A 16581-nucleotide genomic window follows, 5' to 3' on the forward strand; every position below is an offset into this window, starting at 1 on the left:
ACACGAACATGACCAATACAATGACTCAACGCCAACGCGCCGAAGCGGCCATGCGCCGCCAGTGGTTCCCGGTGGCCCGCAGCGTCGACTTGACCACGCCGCAATCGGCCACCTTGCTGGGCCAGCGCCTGGTGGTGTACCGCACCGCCTCCGGCCAGGCCGTGGTGCAGGACGCCCGCTGCCCGCACCGCGGCGCCGACTTCGCCCTGGGCCAGGTGCACGGCGAGAACATTGCCTGCCCGTACCACGGCTGGCAGTTCGCGGCCGCCGACGGCAAGTGCAGCCACGTGCCGTCGCTGGAAGACCAGTGCAAGATCCCGCCCCAGGCGAAGATTGCCACTTACCGCGTCATCGAGCGCTTCGCCCACGTGTGGACGGTGCTGGAAGACCCGGTCGAGGACCTCTACGACCCCCAGCAGTGGAAAGACGTGGAGCTGCAATGGCTGGCCGCCGAGCCGCTGCATTCGCCCACCGGCGTGGCCGTGGCCATCGAGAACTTCCGCGACGTGGCGCATTTCCCCTTCGTGCATTTTGTCTCCATGGGCCCCAGCAAGCACGTGGTGGAACCGCTGAAGGTGCGCCGCGACGGCCTCGACATTGTCATGGAGCGGCCACTGGACGCCGGCGATGGCGAGTGGGCCAACGACGGCGACTGCATGATGTATTACCACTGCGCCGCCCCGGGCCTGGCCACCATCACCTACGACTACGAGCGCCTGGGCAAGCGCGTGGTCGCCGGCTTCCCGTGCCCGGTGGCCTACGACGAGGTGAAAATCTTCTGGGGCGTGGCCAACGCCGTCGACTTCAAGGGCGCCAGCCTCGAGGAAAACCTGCGCATCGAAGAGATGGTCTACCTGGAAGACATGCCCATCGCCGCCGGCATCTTCCCGCGGGAAATCGACTGGGACGGCGTGTTCGTCGAGCACTCGGTGCCCGCCGACCTGTTCACCCTCAACTACCGCCGCGCCTTCCGCGAGTTCATCGACCGCGCGGTGCCGGAAGGTGCGGCATGAACCGCCCGGCCCAGGACCGGGAGGTGCTGATCAGCGCCATGCGCCTGGAGGCCGAGGGCGTCATGGCCCTGGAGCTGCGGGCGCTGGGCGCGGATGAACTGCCCCAGTGGCAGGCAGGGGCGCACATCGACGTGCGCCTGCCGTCGGGCACCGTGCGGCAGTACTCGTTGTGCGGCGATCCGTCGGACCGACGCCACCTGCACATTGCCGTGCTGCGCGAGGCCACGGGCCGTGGCGGTTCACGGGAGATCCACGAAGAGCTGCGCGTGGGGCAAATGCTGGCCATCAGTACGCCGCGCAACGCCTTCGCCCTGGCGCCGGCGGCGGCCTACCAGTTCGTCGCCGGTGGCATAGGCATCACCCCAATTTTGCCGATGATCCTGGCGGCCGAGCGGGCAGGGGTGCCGTGGCACCTGGTGTACGGCGGGCGCTCGCGGGCGTCCATGGCATTTCTCGAACGCCTGCTGCCCCATGCCGGCGACCACGTGCAAATCCTCCCGGCCGACGAGTTCGGCCTGCTGGACCTGGACGCCATCGCCGCCCGCGCCGCCGCCGGCGCCGAGACCTACAGCTGCGGCCCCGGCGTATTGCTGGACGCCCTGACCGCGCGCTTCCAGGCCCAGGAACTGGGGCAGCGCCTGCACCTGGAGCGCTTCAGCGCAGCGCCGGTATCGGTGGCAGCGGGCGAGGGTGGTGAGGTGAAAGTGATCCTCGCGCGCAGCGGCCTGGAGGTGGACGTGCCGGCGAATCGTTCGATCATGCATGCGTTGCGCGACGTCGGCATCGAGGTGCCGTCGTCCTGTGAGCAGGGCGTGTGCGGAATGTGTGAAACGCGGGTACTGGATGGCGTGCCGGACCATCGCGACATGCTACTGACAGACCGCGAGCGGGCGCGCAACAACGTGATGATGGTGTGCTGTTCACGCGCGAAAACCCCCACACTGTTACTAGACCTGTAGCAGCGGCCCAAAGGCCGCGTCCTGGCCCAGCGCGGAGGCGGGCACTGGAATCGTACGTAATACGTATTAAATAATGGTCGCGCCTTGCGAAGCGATGGATAACGGATGGTGGTTTGGCAAGTGAGGGAGGCGAACGGCGAGACGAACGTGCAAAGATAACTCAACTAAATAGTTCTTTAGTTGAGTTAACGCTGGAGTCTGGGAAAGACGATGAAGGAGGGTGCCTATCCTACAACCCTTTCATGCAATTGCGCACGTCATCGTCAATCAGGTTACCCGGCTTGATGCAGTCCTGCAGCGTGCGACGATCCGGCTGGCGGGCAAAATCCTGCTGCGCCTGCCGTACACAGGACCGCTGAATGGCCTTGCCCGTGGCCCCCTTGTCATGGGCAAACAAGCTGCACGTCAGCGCATGCGAGGCCTGGGCGACGCCGTCTGCTACGGCGCCCACCATATCCGCTGCCTGTACGGGGCCAACGGCTGCCACGGCAAGTAACATCATGACCGGCCACTTCACCTGGTAGAACATCAAACGACCGCTCCTTGGCTCAAATTCTCGATTTTTAAGCGTGCTCCTACGTGAAATCTGTGCCCATTACCCCTACGGGCACACCTGGATTTCGCGTAGGAGCGCGCTTTTCATGCTGCAACGCTTTGAATTTCAATGATAAATCGGCATTCATCGGCCATTCTTTAGCCGTGCGTCCCGGTGAATACGGCAAATCGGAAAATCCCCAGCACCACACAACGCCTGGCGTGCATTCGATCAACGGGATTCGTTAACGTCCGAGACACCTATCACCAGGCAGCAGACCCAAGGAAGCGCGATGTATACCTACAAGATGGTCCAAGTGCCGCCGACCATTCAGGTCCAGGCCAGCAAGCACCGTGGCAACGAAGCCGCCTTGTACCTGCAGCACGTCGTCAACCAACACGCGGCCGAAGGCTGGGAGTTCTACCGCATCGACTCGATTGGCGTCGCGGTCAAGGCCGGATGCCTCGACGCCTTGCGCGGGAAGAAAGACTCGCTGGCGAGCTACCACGTCATATCGTTGCGCAAGCCGGCATGATGGTTCGTGTATCGGTGTACGGCATCCGGCTTTACCAACGTGTCGCGCCGGCGCGGTTGAGGGATGCGTGCAGGTTCGAGCCGAGCTGTTCGAATTACGCGTTGTTGGCGACTCAGAAGCACGGAGCGTTGAGCGGCTGGGGATTGGCGCTGAAGCGGATTGGTCGGTGCAGGTTTCCGAACGGTGGTGTTGATTATCCCTGAGGGTGGGTTTGGGCTGGATTCGGCGTTTGAAAAGCGCCACACCTGGCCCAGACCTTCGCATACGACACTACGCATAATGTATATTATGTTAAATAGCGTATTGGGTTGTGGGTCGAGTTGCCAGGCTCCGGTCTGCTCCACCCAAACCTCTGCAATCTCGCGCCAGCTGGCGTCCTGTGGGAGCTGGCTTGCCAGCGAGCTTTTAATGCGCCGCTACGCGAAATCTGCACAACCACCTGGGCAACCACCGCCAACATTTCACCCAGCGCCCAATTCCGTTGCCGCTGCCGAAGGCTGCGCTGGCCAACCGCATCACCACACCCACCATGGTGTAAGGTAACCTCAGCCCCCACGCCATCAAGGACGCCCAATGGCCACCCACGCAACCACCGCCCAAAAACACCTGGCCGTCCTAATCGACGCCGACAACGCCCCAGCCGCCATCGTCGAAGGCCTCTTCGAGGAAATCGCCAAATACGGCGTCGCCAGCGTCAAACGCATCTACGGCGACTGGACCGGCCCACAACTGGGCGGCTGGAAAAAAGTGCTGCTCGACCATTCCATCCAGCCCATCCAGCAATTCGCCTACACCAAGGGCAAGAACGCCACCGACAGCTCGCTCATCATCGACGCCATGGACCTGCTCTACACCCGGCGCTTCGACGGCTTCTGCCTGGTGTCCAGCGACAGCGACTTCACCCGCCTGGCCTCGCGCCTGCGCGAAGAAGGCTTGACCGTGTACGGCTTCGGCGAAGAAAAAACGCCCAAGCCGTTCGTGGCGGCTTGCGACAAGTTCATCTACATCGAACTGCTGCGCGATGAAGTTGCGCCGGCGCTAAGTCCTGAGCCATCGGTTGAGTCAGCCGTGGTGCCGGATGCAGCTAAAACGGTTGCCGCGGACAAACCCAAGAAGCCCAAGGCGCCGATCAGTTTCATTACCAAGATCCTCGATGACATTGCCGATGAGGATGGCTGGGCGCAGTTGGGTGCCCTGGGCACGAACATCACCAAGCTGCGGCCGGAGTTTGATCCTCGGACTCATGGGTTCAAGAAGTTGAGTGACTTGATCAAGGCTTATCCGCAGGCGTTTGAGTTGCAGGCGCGGGGTGGTTCTGGGGGAGCTACTTCGATGTATGCGCGGCATAAGGTGGCGAGTAAGTAAGCTTGGACACTGGGAGATCAGCGTGCCTGTCCGACCAGGTGACTAACCTCCCCTCGCCGCTTACACAGCGGCCGGGTTTGGTCACCCGTTCAACTGAAGCTTTCCGTGGCCAAACTTCAAACGCCCTCGTATGCCCGAAACCGCTCTTGAAGAAAAGCAATCAATGCCCTGGTTTTCCCCGGCACGAAATTACTTTCTGATCGGACGGCATAAACAGTGGAAGAAGGTGGGGTAAATACCCCCTCGAACAGCCGATGCAACCTACCAGATTTAATATCATCCTTGACGATATACGTGGGCAGTTGAGATACCCCTTCACCCGCTAGGCACACCGCATAAAGCGCTTCGACGCTATTGCATGAAAACCTGTCGGAAAATGTAGGTGCACGGCCGCTTGACTGAGAAATACCCCAATCATTAAAACTTGTTTCAAAGTTCAAGCCTAAACAAATATGCTTTGCCAGATCGGCAAGATTGGAGGGCTGACCAAACCGGTGTAGATATTCTGGAGCGGCGCAGATGACACGTTCACTGACCCCAACTGCACATGAGACCGCCCCGGGAGTACCCATTTCGCCAAGGCGTATTGCTACGTCGATTTTTTCTCGCCGAATATCAACAAAGTCATCCGTCAATACCAGATCGACCTTGATGTCAGGGTGTGCTTTCATGAAATCGACCAGCATTGGCACTACATGATAGCGGCCAAATACATTGGAAGCGGATATTTTCAATTGCCCGCGAAGCGTCTCGGATTCAGAGACGACAGACAACTCCAACGCCCTGATGGTTTCCAGAATCTCCCGTGCTTCGCCAACGTAAAGCTCCCCGGCTTCCGTAAGGCTCATCTGCCGCGTTGTACGGAGCAGCAACTGGACGCCCAAGCGTTCCTCCAAGCGCTGCACCCGCTTGCTGAGTGCAGAGTGGGTCATATTCAGTTGCCTAGCTGCAGGTGAAAATCCACGCGCATCAACTACTGCAACCAGGACTGCCATGTCGCTATATCGGTCCATCCACCCCTCCTTTTGTTCCATTATGGAACAGCTGTTGAGAAAAATGAAGGAATTCCATTTCAGGGTGGTTTACTCGAAAATCAACTCGTGGCGACGGTTCTCTTACTCTCACAATGGATGTGTGACTCATGAAATCAGTAATCGCAAAGCAATGCGGAACAGAAAATGCAGCTTTGCCTCTGGACGACGCGTTTCACCAGAACGCCATGGCAGACCTGAAAAACTATGGCTCGCACGACCAGATTCAGTCGTACGAAGTAAGTTCCTCCCATGTGGCCGTGACCTGGTACGACGGTCATCTTAGTTATTTTCATCATGGCTGGTTGCGGGAAAACTGCCCGTCCCCTACTTCGCGTCACCCAACATCCATGGAACGTCTCATTCATCCGCTCAGCATTCCCGTGACGATACAACCACTATCAGTCAGCCTCGATAGTCACGGTGCCTTGGCAATAATCTGGCCGACCGCAAATCAACAATCGGCTGACGCTGGCCATCGAAGCCTCTACACCCCGGGCTGGTTGCGAGCGCACTGTTACACCTCAAGCCCAGAGCCGGGAAATACTTCAGCCACGGCCATCAGCAAAGGCCGCGCACCATTGCGCGGGGACTGGCAGTCGTTAATGGACAACGAGGAACACTTCTTCAAATGGCTATCGAATATGGACGAAATGGGATGGTCAGTTGTGAGCGGGGTGCCGAATGAGGACGGGGCGTGCATTAAGTTCGGGCAGAAATCGGAGTGATCCGTTCTAGCAACTTTGGATTCAGCTTCGACGTGCGCTCCAAGCCCAACCCCAACAGCAATGCTTATACCTCATACTACTTACCCCTGCACACGGACATGCCGCATTACGAACTCCCACCAGGGTTTCAGCTGCTTCATTGTCGAATTAATTCAGCAAGTGGTGGGGAGTCGCTGTTGTCGGATGGCTTGAACGTAGCCATAAAGCTTAAAGAATCCCATCCGGACGCGTACAACATCCTGTGCTCCGAGACAATACCTTATCGCTTTCAGGATGCCGATAGTGATTACACGGCCAGGCACCCGTTGATCGAGTGTGATCATCACAAGAAACCCCGGTACATAAACTGGTCCAATAGCACCTCCGCTCCACTGGACGTGCCCCCCTTCGCGAATGGAAAAGATGCGAGAGGCAATCCGGCTGTTTGTGGCGCAACTGGAGCATCCTGATCACCTCATCACCATAAAACTTCAACCCGGTGAAATGCTGGCCTTCAATAACAGGCGGATTTTGCATGGCAGGAATGGGTTTGATACTTCAAGCGGTGACCGTTTTTTCCAAGGTTGCTATCTGGACTCTTCCGAATTGAAGAGCAGGATCGCCGTTTTAGCGCGCACCTGTAAGCAATAGACAATCGCTTGAGCAGCCCGTCGCCGCCTCTCTTACATTCAAATGAGTTTCCCCATGAGCCCATCACTTGGCGTTAGCAGTACATCAACCGTGGGAATAGCCGCGGCCCTCTTTGCGGCGTTGACCTGGTCGATGAATTTTGTTGCACCGCTGGTGATTGGCGACTTTACCATTTACGACCTGGCCGCTTGTAGATTCATCATCTCGGGGCTAATCGGCGTGTCGATTTTGGCCATCCGCAGCAAGGGCGTGCGTGGCTTGGTCCTGCAAGACTGGGTCGCAGCAGCAGCCATCGGGTTCATTGGCTATGTAGGCTATTTCATGGCGGTGATGATCGCCGCGACCTACGCCGGGCCAGTCATCGCTCCCGCATTTCTCGGTCTTGTTCCGGTAATACTTGCGATCAGCGGAAACCTGGGTGGCGGTACGCCTTGGCGCTACCTTTACCTTCCCTTCGGCATGGCTGCCACCGGCCTGATACTGGTGAACGTTCAGACGCTTACGCTCCCGGTTCATACGCCCATTTCGACGCTCTTGTTGGGCGTCGCGGCATCCATTTCTGCGGTGGCACTCTGGACGTGGTTCGGCTTGGCAAACCAAAAGGCCCTAGCGCGACGACCGTCCATGGACGCTTGGGTCTGGACAGCATTGATGATGATCGGAGGCAGCGTCCAAACCCTAGTCGCTATCCCGCTAGGGATGCAACTGGGTGTATTCACGATTGGCGAGGCGGGCCTCCATCTGGATATCAATACCGCTACCCATCTCTTGCTCCCTGCAGCCATGCTTGCCGTAGTTGCATCAATTATTGGAGCCGGCGCGTGGACAATCGCCTCCCAGCGCCTGCCAATTACCTTGGCCAGCCAACTGCTCTCAATGGAGATGGTGTTTGCGACTTGCTTGGGCCTGGCGTTTCACCACCGATACCCGACAGTGCCAGAAGCAATTGGCATTGGCTTTATCGTCCTCGGGGTGGTGAAAGGGGTCGGTGCGTTCAGTCGGAAACGACCGGAAGGCTGTGCTCTGGTTGGTGTAACCCACGTTGATCGGGTGCAGTAAGAACCTTCGGTATTAGGCGAGCCCCACCGCTGAAGTCCACTCGCAATCGTGCGCCATATGTTCGGCACAAGGCGCCAGGGATGTGATCCCCCTAAAAACACGTACACACCTGGAAATACAACTGTCGGAATTCTCCTCAGAAACGTCTTACAAGTTCTGTGATAATCGAATAAATCGCTTACATTTTCGCGCTTGCACCCATCTGGACAGGTGACTAACCTCCCCTCGCCGCTTACACAGCGGCCGGGTTTGGTCACCTGCTCAACTGGAGTTTTCCGTGGCTATGCCTTGCTGGCTGGCCACCCGGTCTATCTTCATAGGGATTCATATAGTGAGTGACGTAGTGGAAACAACCAGCCTGGCTTTCGGGATGCTGGACTCCCGGCAGCAGCCGTTTTTTAGTGTGAACCCTGGGATAAGCCTGGATGATGCACTGTGTCATTTGTCGCATTTGTTGAAATGCGCGCATGAGGCGGCTTATGAGTTGACTGATGGGAATGGGAGTTCGAAGGGGTTGGTTTGGTCAGCGTTGCATCATATTGAGGGGGCTAAGGGGTTGGTGGATGCGTTGATTGCGGAGATGTAGCGCGCTGGTGGCGCTGTATTTGGTTCTTCGCTTCTAGTTTGAGCTTTAATCTCATGTGCCTTGAAAGTTTAGGGCGCATGAGCAAGTCAAAACATCTCGAGGCTAGAGGTCGTCAGCAGTAATCCACAGGCCAAGCTGTCGGCCGTGATCAACAAAACGGCACACTCAGCGGCCAAGGCCGTGATGAGTTACGCGACTTCCTGGGGCACGATCATCTACTTGAACCGTGTTCCGCTCAACGTCGACAAGGACGTACCAGGAATAGTTTTTTGAACAACCAGTCTAATAAGCCCATGCAGTCCACTCTTTCTCCTGCAAATCACACATACGGGCATTTGAACGATGACCACGAGGCGTGTTTTGAAAGGCTGCGCAAGGCATCATGCCAAGGCGTACTAACTCGTTAGCTCCGAGATCGACCATCCGGCTGACCGGAGAGCCGCCCTGTTCTTTTCTCCAGCAGCACCCTTCCCCAGGCTACTCTGGCGTATCGCTAAACACAGCATGTGCGTCGGCCGGGTCATCGCGACATACATCAACATCATGTCTCTCTTGGTAGATTCGGGGAGCGGCCGGACGGCGGTTTTTTTGCCGAGCAGCCACGGCATGAGCTTATGGATCAGATGGGCATTTCTGAACGTCTCTAGGATTAACGTGGCGCCGTGAGTTTTGCCTTTTTCCGAATGGATGGACGACATCCTGATATCGACACCGTCCTTCTCTCCCTGGTATCGATAGGTATTGATCAGCGCACCACCGCTTTCTGTAGTCTCAATCGCTTCTGGCGCCGGTTGCCAGGCGAGATAAGGGCGACTTTCCCTATCAGCAGGCACGCCCTCGGCGTCATGAATCGCGGCAGCGACCTGTAGGAGCTTTGGGGCAACAACTCTCGCCCAGTGCTGCTCCAGCCCCCCAGCATGGGTGAACAGAATTTGCTGAAGGCACTCCCGATACAGGGAAAACGCGTCAGGCTTAGTGCCGAGCTTTTGGTTGATCAGCGTCCGATGCCTTGCTTTCGAATGTACCTGGTCGGTGGGGAACGCTAGCGTGCCGAGCTCCACCAGGCATGCCGCGACCATTTCAACTGCGGAAGATGACGTAGCTTCCCGTGCGGCATAATGGCGAGCAATGTGTGCCCCCTCAGCGAAGGTGCTCGGCCTAAAGGACGCCTTAGTCGTGTCAGACCGATAGGAGGGCCAGTAATGCTCCAGCGCCTTGGGGTACTGTTTCTCTTTAAAATTATCAAGCCGGTGCACGGCGCCCAGCGCAAATACGCCGGCTTTTCGAGCGTCGGCCGGCAGGTGCTCCAGTGTGAGCTTCCCGAACTCATCCAGTACCTTGGTCGCATCCTTATCGGGAAAGGCGATGATAGTGTTGGGAATGAGGTTTGGCCCTTCCGAAATCCGCAGGCCTATCAGCCTTTCTGTGATGGGCACGTAAGCGAAAGGGTTGGCAATCGATGCGATCGCCTGGTCAAAGCGAAAACTGCTCGCGATCTCCAACTGGCGCCCGGTGTCAGGGAACGGGTCTGCCAGCGGGCTCGCCTTCGCGAAGATCTCTTGGTTTGGGTCACCTACGCGAATCAGCCGTATGCCGGGTTCGTCGTGCGGGAATACTCGCTGAAGTATCGCTGCCTGGTTTGCCTGAGTATCCTGCATTTCATCAATCAATACGCATGGGAAACGTAGGCGCAGCGCTTTACCCACTTGATCTTCAGCATCGAGGAGCGCATGCCCGAGCAGGAACACCTCGTCGAAGCAGAAATAACCCGCTTTCGCAGCACTACTCACAGACTTCACAACGCTTTTGTAGGTCGGCGTGGCTGGCGCGAAGCCAATGTCATCGTTGCCTAGCGGTTGATCGAAATTGACCGATCGGATTCGTAGCGACTCAAGTTTCAGGTGGTTTTTTTCAAAGGCGGTCTTTACGCCGAGGTGCTCCTTAAACGTCAACGCCCTTCTGCGTGCTCGATGCGTGGCATCGTCATCGATCGCTTGCAGTAATATCCCTTGTGACCTCAACCAGGGTGAGGCCAGAAACCGTCCCGTGAAACCGTGGATAGTATCGATGTAGTGGGGAAAACGTAGCAGGCGCTGCCCTACTTCCGTTCCTCCGAGGCGTTTTTCAATTTCCTCCCGGGCTGCGTTGGTGTGAGAGAGCACGCAGATACCTTGCATACGGCTCTTCCAGTGGCGAGCCAGGATCGCAAGTTTGGCGACGACCAAGGTCGTTTTCCCACTACCAGGGCACGCTGATACGTCCACGGTATCCATTGATTTTAAAAACGCTCGTCTTTGCACGTCGAGCTTTTTGAGTCCCATGAGTTCGACGACCCAATCCACATCGGCATCCGTAATGGGGTCGACCAGTTCTCTGAACGTCATTCGGTTGCCCCTTCAGCGGGATCGGCTGCCCAAGGAAAGGGAGCATCTGGTGTGACAGCGCTTGGAATTAGAGCCGCTGTAATTGCGCCAGCGCCCGACGGTATCGCAGAGCCCCGGGTAGCATATTCAATAGCGTTGACGACATAAGAAGGCAGCACGCCTCTGAGCGATGTTGGGTCTAAAGTGCTCTTCTTGAATCGCTCATCGATTAGATCAATCAGGTGCTGGGCCGCAATGGCTTTGGACGCCCTTTTGAACAGTTTATAGATCGCCGAGCACCGCGCTTCGGCAGGGCCATGGTCAGCCTGGATCTTGGCGTAAGCAGTGTCCGCCTTCACCAGCAAACTGGCTTTCGTCACCTTCTTCCCGTCGATTAGTTCTTCTGTCAGCGCCAGGTACGCGGCCTGAAACACTTCCTTCTCAAGGCCTTTGATCGCAAGGTCGTATTCAAGCGTCCATTCTTCTGACACGAAAGTTCGAACGCACTGACCATCGCTAACGGTGCGCTTTTCTCGATGTTCTTTGAGGCCCTGTTCAACCTCAGTTGGCGTACTACCGAAGTCTTTTTTGGCTCGCCAACGCCGCTTGTTCATTTCTGGCCAAGCGGTATCGGTCACGCCCTCCAATCCCATGATCTTGGGCGCACAATCGGGCATGACGTCCATGTCGGTGATGCATGCCGTGGGGATGGTAATTTCGCCGAGAGCCGGGTCTTTCCGTTGCAGAATTTTTGAGTACCGGCGCAGGCCCACACCCCCTACATTGATGATGGATACGCCATGCTTGGTGAGGTCTCTGCCCAGCCAGCGCGCCAATGACGGCAGAAGGATCGCCTCTGCATCACCTTCGACGATGAGTAGGCCCTTGGCGAAAAACAACCCGGCCTTGGTCACGTCGAGGAATCGGCTCAGGAAGCGATAGTCATCCGCCGCTAGGCAGGTCAGATCTTCTGCGAGCGAGAAAGCTTGTTGACGCTGCATCAGCACCAAGTTCTGCAGCGGTATTTTCGAGCTCAGGTTGGGGCTATGTGTGGTCAGGATGACCTGAACTGGTCGTAGATCTGTTGAAGGTTGTGCTGCGGCCTCCAAAAACTCCATCAATTGAAGTTGACGTTGCGGATGTAAATGGGCCTCTGGCTCTTCGATCAGGAGTAACGGAAGCCCATCAGGCTCTTTGCCGAGTAGCAGCAATTCGCAGGCCATGAACAGCACGTTGTTTGATCCTAGGCCATAGATCCCGCGTGCCTCACCCGTGGCATGATCCAGTAGCCCCAGCTCCAACCGCTCCAGAATCTGCTTGAGCTTAGCCGGAACTGTGCCTGCCTCTCCGAACCCAATACGGCTTGCCAGGGGCTGACCAGCGAGAGAAAGCGGGCGAAGATAACTGTCGTTGATCTCCTTCTGAGCAGCAACGATAGCCGTGTGACGGTTTACCAGGTGGCGGAGGAAATCGCCCATGCCAGCAATGCTGAGCGCCTCTGCGTCGGGGAGGTCTGTCGGGAGCGCCGCAGGATCGAACGCGTTGCCTGCATCAATATTGGGGAAACTGCTCAAAACCTGGGACAGCCTAGAGTTACGGCCGGGGGACATTTCCCGTTCTGCGTCCCGTAAGGGTTTGAGGTAGGCAGTGGCCAACAATTGCCTTATGCCTACATCCAGAGCCGGGCCTTCGCCGTTCTCGCCGGAGCGAACCGAGATATCAACCCATTTGCGGCTTGAGGCTAATGCGACAACGCGACGAGCTGTCCAATGGATGTAAAGGCATCCAGCTCCGTCCCGGTACGTCACGTACTCAGCGAACGCGCCAAGCTCCACAAGGCTCAAGCCTTTCAACGTGCATCTGAGAGTGATGCTTTCAGCCTGAGTGCCATCGGCGACGATGTGGAAGTCTTCGATTCGTAGTCGAAGGTATTCAGCGTCTCGGGTCTGTAGAACATACCGGATCGCATCAATTACGGCTGTCTTGCCAGCGTCATTTTCACCAACAAGAGCGGTCACGCCTTCGTTAAATTGGATGTTCAACGCATGGTTGTCGCGTCCGAACTGGCGGAAATTCTCAATATGCAAAGCCGATAGATACACGGTACTACCTCCGTCCTGGTTCTGGGGCAGAGATTGAGCCCGTCAGCAGGAAGCCCGGCGCCATCCCATCCCTGGATGCAATAGCTATATGCCATGAATTTCTGTGAAAGGCTACCAATTAGGTCAGCAGTGCCTCGATAGTGAGAAATTATCGGAAGGAGTACAAATGTACTATTTATCGAGCCGTCAACCATATTGCATCGCCAGGCAGAGTGCATGGGTGGTTGCTCTGAAAAGACAGAGCTCCATCAGTGCACCGGCGCCAGCAGCCAGCGTACACCGGGAAAACCTTAGGACAATCCATGACACCACATCTGAAGGCTTAATATCTGAGTCGCGAGCGAGTTCCGAGTCTGATAAAAAATCAGGCGCTGCCCTCCGATATCCATCGATCACTAAGCGGACTCAATTTCTAGCAATTGACTCCGCAGGAGGACAATTATGTTCGATGTGACATCGGTTGAGCACGCGGACGCTGTGGTAGGACTGGCAAGACGCAATCGCCGATGGCGAAGAGTTGGGACGCGAGTCAGGTGTGAAATGCTGTCCGTTTGCACCACGAGCCCCGTGGTCTCATTTTCTTAGTTGTTGGTCTGCTTGAACAAGTTTGGCGCCAAACGTAACTTCAGGCTTGGTGCTGCCGCCGGTTACCCGTTCAACCTCGATGGCGCCATGGCGTTGCACCTTCACAGTGCTTCCTATTGCCCAGGCCTACGGGACCGGGATCGACATGTCGATCACTACGCAGATCTGATGGCGATCTATACCTTCCTGGACATGAGCCGCTCTGTCACCAACTCAGTTGGAAACTCCATCGCCTGTGCTGCAGTGGCAAAATGGGAAGGTGCCATGTATCGCCAGATGCCGAACGCGAGTGTCCATGCTGAGTCGACACAGGTAACAGATCAGCCGCCGAAAGCTGCCAATTTCTAATATTTAATAACCTTACGCGCCGCCCTTTCAGACGGCATTTTTGTTTCCACCAGTCCACTAAATCCCATGAGGTTCCTCAGACGCTATCGATGCGGTAGCATGGGGCCAAATGGCCATCACACCATAAACACGCCGCGTGTGCCCTGAGAGCAAGGACGTCATGAGCATGAAATTCATCAAGGTTCAATACCGAGGTAAGCTCCAGCAGGATGCAAGAAACTCTGGGGTTTTGTATGTAGATAACTGGGACGACTACGGCTACAAAACCAAATTTGCCCTGATCATCGTTGATGGGGCTGGCGTCGAACATAGAGTTGGTGACCTGAAGATCGCTTATCAAGGGCAATCTGAAAGCTGGACAGAACATGGGATGCCTGATGAATTCACGTCGCTAGAACCCAAATTCTTCAGTTTGGGGCAGGACGTCGAATACTATCGGAAACTACTTGAGCTGTTTTCGCCGGAAGACGCTCACGCAATCCTCGTTGCGTTAGGTGATGTGGCTTTCTCCAAGGAGCGTCGGGAGGCTTCCTCTTCAGAGTTAGCGTTTAGGACCTCGCTGCTTAGGGCAGTGAATCCAACGACGATTGACCACCAATTTAAGCGGATCCTCACCGGGGACGCCCCATTGACCCCGTATGACTTCTTTTATGAAAAGGCAAGATTAGACGGTATCGCACCGCTGACTCTCGAGTTCAGTGTCGATCCAGATGTCAAACCGTCCAGTAACGTTCACATCTTGATTGGCCGAAACGGGGTGGGTAAAACAACCCTACTGAATGGCATGGTTGACTCCTTGGTCACGCCAAGTGATGAGGTGTACGCGAAAGGCTGCTTTTTCAACAAGAACATGTGGAGCTTCAGGCGACCGCTCACCAATGATGACTTTGCAGGTGTGGTGTCGGTTTCATTCAGCGCGTTCGATCCATTTGATCCCCCGCCGAACCAGGATGACCCCAGCCAGGGGATGAGATATCGATACGTAGGCCTGAAGCACAGGGTGCTAGCCGCCGATGGAGAGAATGTTTGGGGGTTGAAAACCAAGCCCCTCCTCTGCACGGATTTGGCCGATAGCCTCAAAGTCTGCCTCAGCCTTAGCGCAAAAAGAGCACGGTGGATCAAGGCTATTCACAAGCTCGAATCTGATTTCAATTTTGAGGAAATGAACCTCCTTCAGCTGATTGAGGTTTTTGACGCCGATGGATCAGAAACCAAGGCCGAGTTCGTCCGACGTAGTACGACCATGTTCGAAGGGATGAGCTCTGGCCACGCTATTGTTCTGCTGACCATTACCCAGCTCGTCGAAACCGTTGACGAGAAAACGCTGGTGTTGGTTGATGAACCAGAAACCCACCTGCACCCCCCTCTGCTGTCTGCTTTCACCCGGGCCTTGTCCGATTTGCTTACTGCGCGAAATGCTGTAGCCATCATTGCTACCCATTCACCTGTAGTCCTGCAGGAAGTGCCAAAGTCTTGTGTGTCCATTATCAACAGGAGTGGCGAGACAGCGACAGTCGACCGTCCGGATGCCGAGACATTTGCAGAGAACGTTGGCGTCCTAACTCGACACGTCTTTGGTCTGGAGGTGAGCAAATCAGGCTTCCATGAGCTCCTCGCCGCCGACGTTCGGACAGGTGCTGCGTTTGAGCAAATCAGGGGGGACTATGGAGGTCAGATTGGCACCGAAGGTCAGGCACTTCTGAGATCCATGACTATCGCGCGTGACAAGCAGTGGGAGTCTGATCAATGAGAGCAATCGGCGCCCCCGCTCAGGATCCGCAGCTGGTCTACAATCTCTGCGTAAACAGCATTGCTGACGAGGATCTGAGAGCCCGCTTGCAAGCCATTACAGCGGAGGTAGTTGCTGCCGCGGAAGAGTACCAGCAGAAAGGCCTTATCAATCAACTCTTCGCGATCCCAGCTATCGACTGTGATAACGACGACCTCGTGGTCGGCCAGGTAACCAAGAAGGAGCTGAAAGCTACCTACTCTTCTCACATGGTCGCTGACACGAAGCCTGCCAGGAGGGTGTACACCGACCTGCTCGGTCTGGCTCCGCGTAAAAAATGCCCGTTCTGCGGGTTCGGACAAGCTAGCACCCTCGACCACTACCTACCGAAAGCCAAATTTCCGATATTATCTGTTCTGCCTTGGAACCTGGTGCCAGCCTGCAAGGACTGCAATACCGGCAAAAATGCCGCCACCGCGACCACGCAAGACCAACAAACACTCCATCCGTATTTTGAGCATCCTCGGATGGTCGGTGACCAGTGGCTACACGCGCGGGTGCTTACGGGCGCCCCGCCCGTACTGGAGTTTTTCGTGAGTCCCCCAGAGGATTGGAATCCGATCGATAAGACTAGGGTGTTGGCGCATTTCAGAGACTACAAGCTGGCCTCACGGTTCTCTATCGAAGCCAGTAACGAACTCGCGAATCTCAAGGACACGCTCGACTTGGTATGGTCGGCCTCCGCCTTAGCCGGAGTACAGGACCACCTTCGGGTCATTGCGGCCGGAAAAAAAGCTGTCCATGTGAATGCTTGGGACACTGCTATGTACCAAGCGCTTCTCCACAGTGAGTGGTACTGCAACGAGGGTTTCCGGGCATTCGAATAAGTATTCCGTTGGCCTACACAAACAAAAACGCGACCTTTCGGTCGCGTTTTTCTTTGCTTTCTGCCTCAAACGATAAGGTCTGCCAAGGACTGCATCTCCTACACCCAAATGTCCGGTTGGTGACAC

Annotated in this window: 17 protein-coding genes; 13 read left to right on the top strand and 4 right to left on the bottom strand. The window is 56.3% G+C overall.

The features are described from left to right. Nucleotides 1-8 precede the first annotated feature (8 nt). Nucleotides 9-1013, top strand: coding sequence for a Rieske 2Fe-2S domain-containing protein (locus AC0J42_RS14805; RefSeq protein WP_473006742.1), 1005 nt, complete (start codon nt 9-11; stop codon nt 1011-1013). After that, nucleotides 1010-1972, top strand: coding sequence for a PDR/VanB family oxidoreductase (locus AC0J42_RS14810; protein ID WP_473006743.1), 963 nt, complete (start codon nt 1010-1012; stop codon nt 1970-1972). The genes AC0J42_RS14805 and AC0J42_RS14810 overlap by 4 nt, the downstream gene beginning before the upstream one ends. A gap of 229 nt (nt 1973-2201) precedes the next feature. Here AC0J42_RS14810 and AC0J42_RS14815 read toward each other — a convergent pair whose 3' ends face one another. Next, the gene (locus AC0J42_RS14815; protein WP_416424307.1) at nt 2202-2501 is read right to left on the bottom strand and encodes a hypothetical protein; all 300 of its coding nucleotides are present in this window, start codon (nt 2499-2501) and stop codon (nt 2202-2204) included. A 298-nt stretch (nt 2502-2799) separates the two neighbouring features. Here AC0J42_RS14815 and AC0J42_RS14820 point away from each other — a divergent pair, with 298 nt between their 5' ends. From AC0J42_RS14820 to AC0J42_RS14830, 3 genes are all read left to right on the top strand, one after another. After that, on the top strand, nt 2800-3042 hold the full coding sequence (locus tag AC0J42_RS14820; RefSeq protein WP_416424308.1) for a DUF4177 domain-containing protein: 243 nt from the start codon (nt 2800-2802) through the stop codon (nt 3040-3042). Continuing rightward, nucleotides 3042-3245, top strand: coding sequence for a membrane protein insertion efficiency factor YidD (gene yidD / locus AC0J42_RS14825; protein ID WP_473006861.1), 204 nt, complete (start codon nt 3042-3044; stop codon nt 3243-3245). The genes AC0J42_RS14820 and yidD overlap by 1 nt, the downstream gene beginning before the upstream one ends. Nucleotides 3246-3615: 370 nt before the next feature. After that, nucleotides 3616-4407: an NYN domain-containing protein gene (locus AC0J42_RS14830; RefSeq protein ID WP_473006744.1), complete on the top strand. Its 792-nt coding sequence runs from the start codon at nt 3616-3618 to the stop codon at nt 4405-4407. 116 nt (nt 4408-4523) lie between these two features. On the opposite strand, the gene AC0J42_RS14835 is transcribed toward AC0J42_RS14830, so the two are convergent. Then, the gene (locus AC0J42_RS14835; RefSeq protein WP_473006745.1) at nt 4524-5420 is read right to left on the bottom strand and encodes a LysR family transcriptional regulator; all 897 of its coding nucleotides are present in this window, start codon (nt 5418-5420) and stop codon (nt 4524-4526) included. A 128-nt stretch (nt 5421-5548) separates the two neighbouring features. Here AC0J42_RS14835 and AC0J42_RS14840 point away from each other — a divergent pair, with 128 nt between their 5' ends. The 5 genes from AC0J42_RS14840 to AC0J42_RS14860 all read left to right on the top strand — a co-directional run bounded on the left by AC0J42_RS14840 (nt 5549) and on the right by AC0J42_RS14860 (nt 8441). Next, nucleotides 5549-6166: a gamma-butyrobetaine hydroxylase-like domain-containing protein gene (locus AC0J42_RS14840; protein WP_473006746.1), complete on the top strand. Its 618-nt coding sequence runs from the start codon at nt 5549-5551 to the stop codon at nt 6164-6166. Between the two features lie 32 nt (nt 6167-6198). Further along, nucleotides 6199-6615 carry a TauD/TfdA family dioxygenase gene (locus tag AC0J42_RS14845; RefSeq protein WP_473006862.1) on the top strand — a complete coding sequence of 139 codons (417 nt, stop codon included), beginning with the start codon at nt 6199-6201 and terminating at the stop codon, nt 6613-6615. Then, a complete protein-coding gene (locus tag AC0J42_RS14850) occupies nt 6569-6796 on the top strand; it encodes a TauD/TfdA family dioxygenase (protein WP_473006747.1) in 228 nt (75 codons plus the stop codon). The genes AC0J42_RS14845 and AC0J42_RS14850 overlap by 47 nt, the downstream gene beginning before the upstream one ends. 54 nt (nt 6797-6850) lie before the next feature. Beyond that, a complete protein-coding gene (locus AC0J42_RS14855; RefSeq protein ID WP_473006748.1) occupies nt 6851-7855 on the top strand; it encodes a DMT family transporter in 1005 nt (334 codons plus the stop codon). A 370-nt stretch (nt 7856-8225) separates the two neighbouring features. Beyond that, complete coding sequence (locus AC0J42_RS14860) at nt 8226-8441, top strand: DUF3077 domain-containing protein (protein WP_473006863.1); 216 nt, start codon at nt 8226-8228, stop codon at nt 8439-8441. 395 nt (nt 8442-8836) lie between these two features. Here the strand turns inward: AC0J42_RS14860 and AC0J42_RS14865 are convergent, their stop codons facing one another. Together AC0J42_RS14865 and AC0J42_RS14870 are read right to left on the bottom strand one after the other, a co-directional pair. Beyond that, entirely contained in the window at nt 8837-10825 is a 1989-nt protein-coding gene (locus AC0J42_RS14865) for a UvrD-helicase domain-containing protein (protein ID WP_473006749.1), read from the bottom strand. After that, nucleotides 10822-12906: an ATP-dependent nuclease gene (locus tag AC0J42_RS14870; RefSeq protein ID WP_473006750.1), complete on the bottom strand. Its 2085-nt coding sequence runs from the start codon at nt 12904-12906 to the stop codon at nt 10822-10824. Before AC0J42_RS14870 ends, AC0J42_RS14865 begins: the two co-directional genes overlap by 4 nt. A gap of 597 nt (nt 12907-13503) precedes the next feature. Here AC0J42_RS14870 and AC0J42_RS14875 point away from each other — a divergent pair. The 3 genes from AC0J42_RS14875 to AC0J42_RS14885 all read left to right on the top strand — a co-directional run bounded on the left by AC0J42_RS14875 (nt 13504) and on the right by AC0J42_RS14885 (nt 16455). After that, nucleotides 13504-13839, top strand: a complete 336-nt coding sequence (locus AC0J42_RS14875) for a hypothetical protein (protein WP_473006751.1) — start codon at nt 13504-13506, stop codon at nt 13837-13839. A gap of 166 nt (nt 13840-14005) precedes the next feature. After that, nucleotides 14006-15589, top strand: coding sequence for an AAA family ATPase (locus AC0J42_RS14880; protein ID WP_473006752.1), 1584 nt, complete (start codon nt 14006-14008; stop codon nt 15587-15589). Further along, nucleotides 15586-16455 carry an HNH endonuclease gene (locus AC0J42_RS14885; protein ID WP_473006753.1) on the top strand — a complete coding sequence of 290 codons (870 nt, stop codon included), beginning with the start codon at nt 15586-15588 and terminating at the stop codon, nt 16453-16455. The genes AC0J42_RS14880 and AC0J42_RS14885 overlap by 4 nt, the downstream gene beginning before the upstream one ends. Nucleotides 16456-16581 lie beyond the last annotated feature (126 nt).

Source organism: Pseudomonas sp. Tav-5-1A (genome assembly GCF_055755055.1).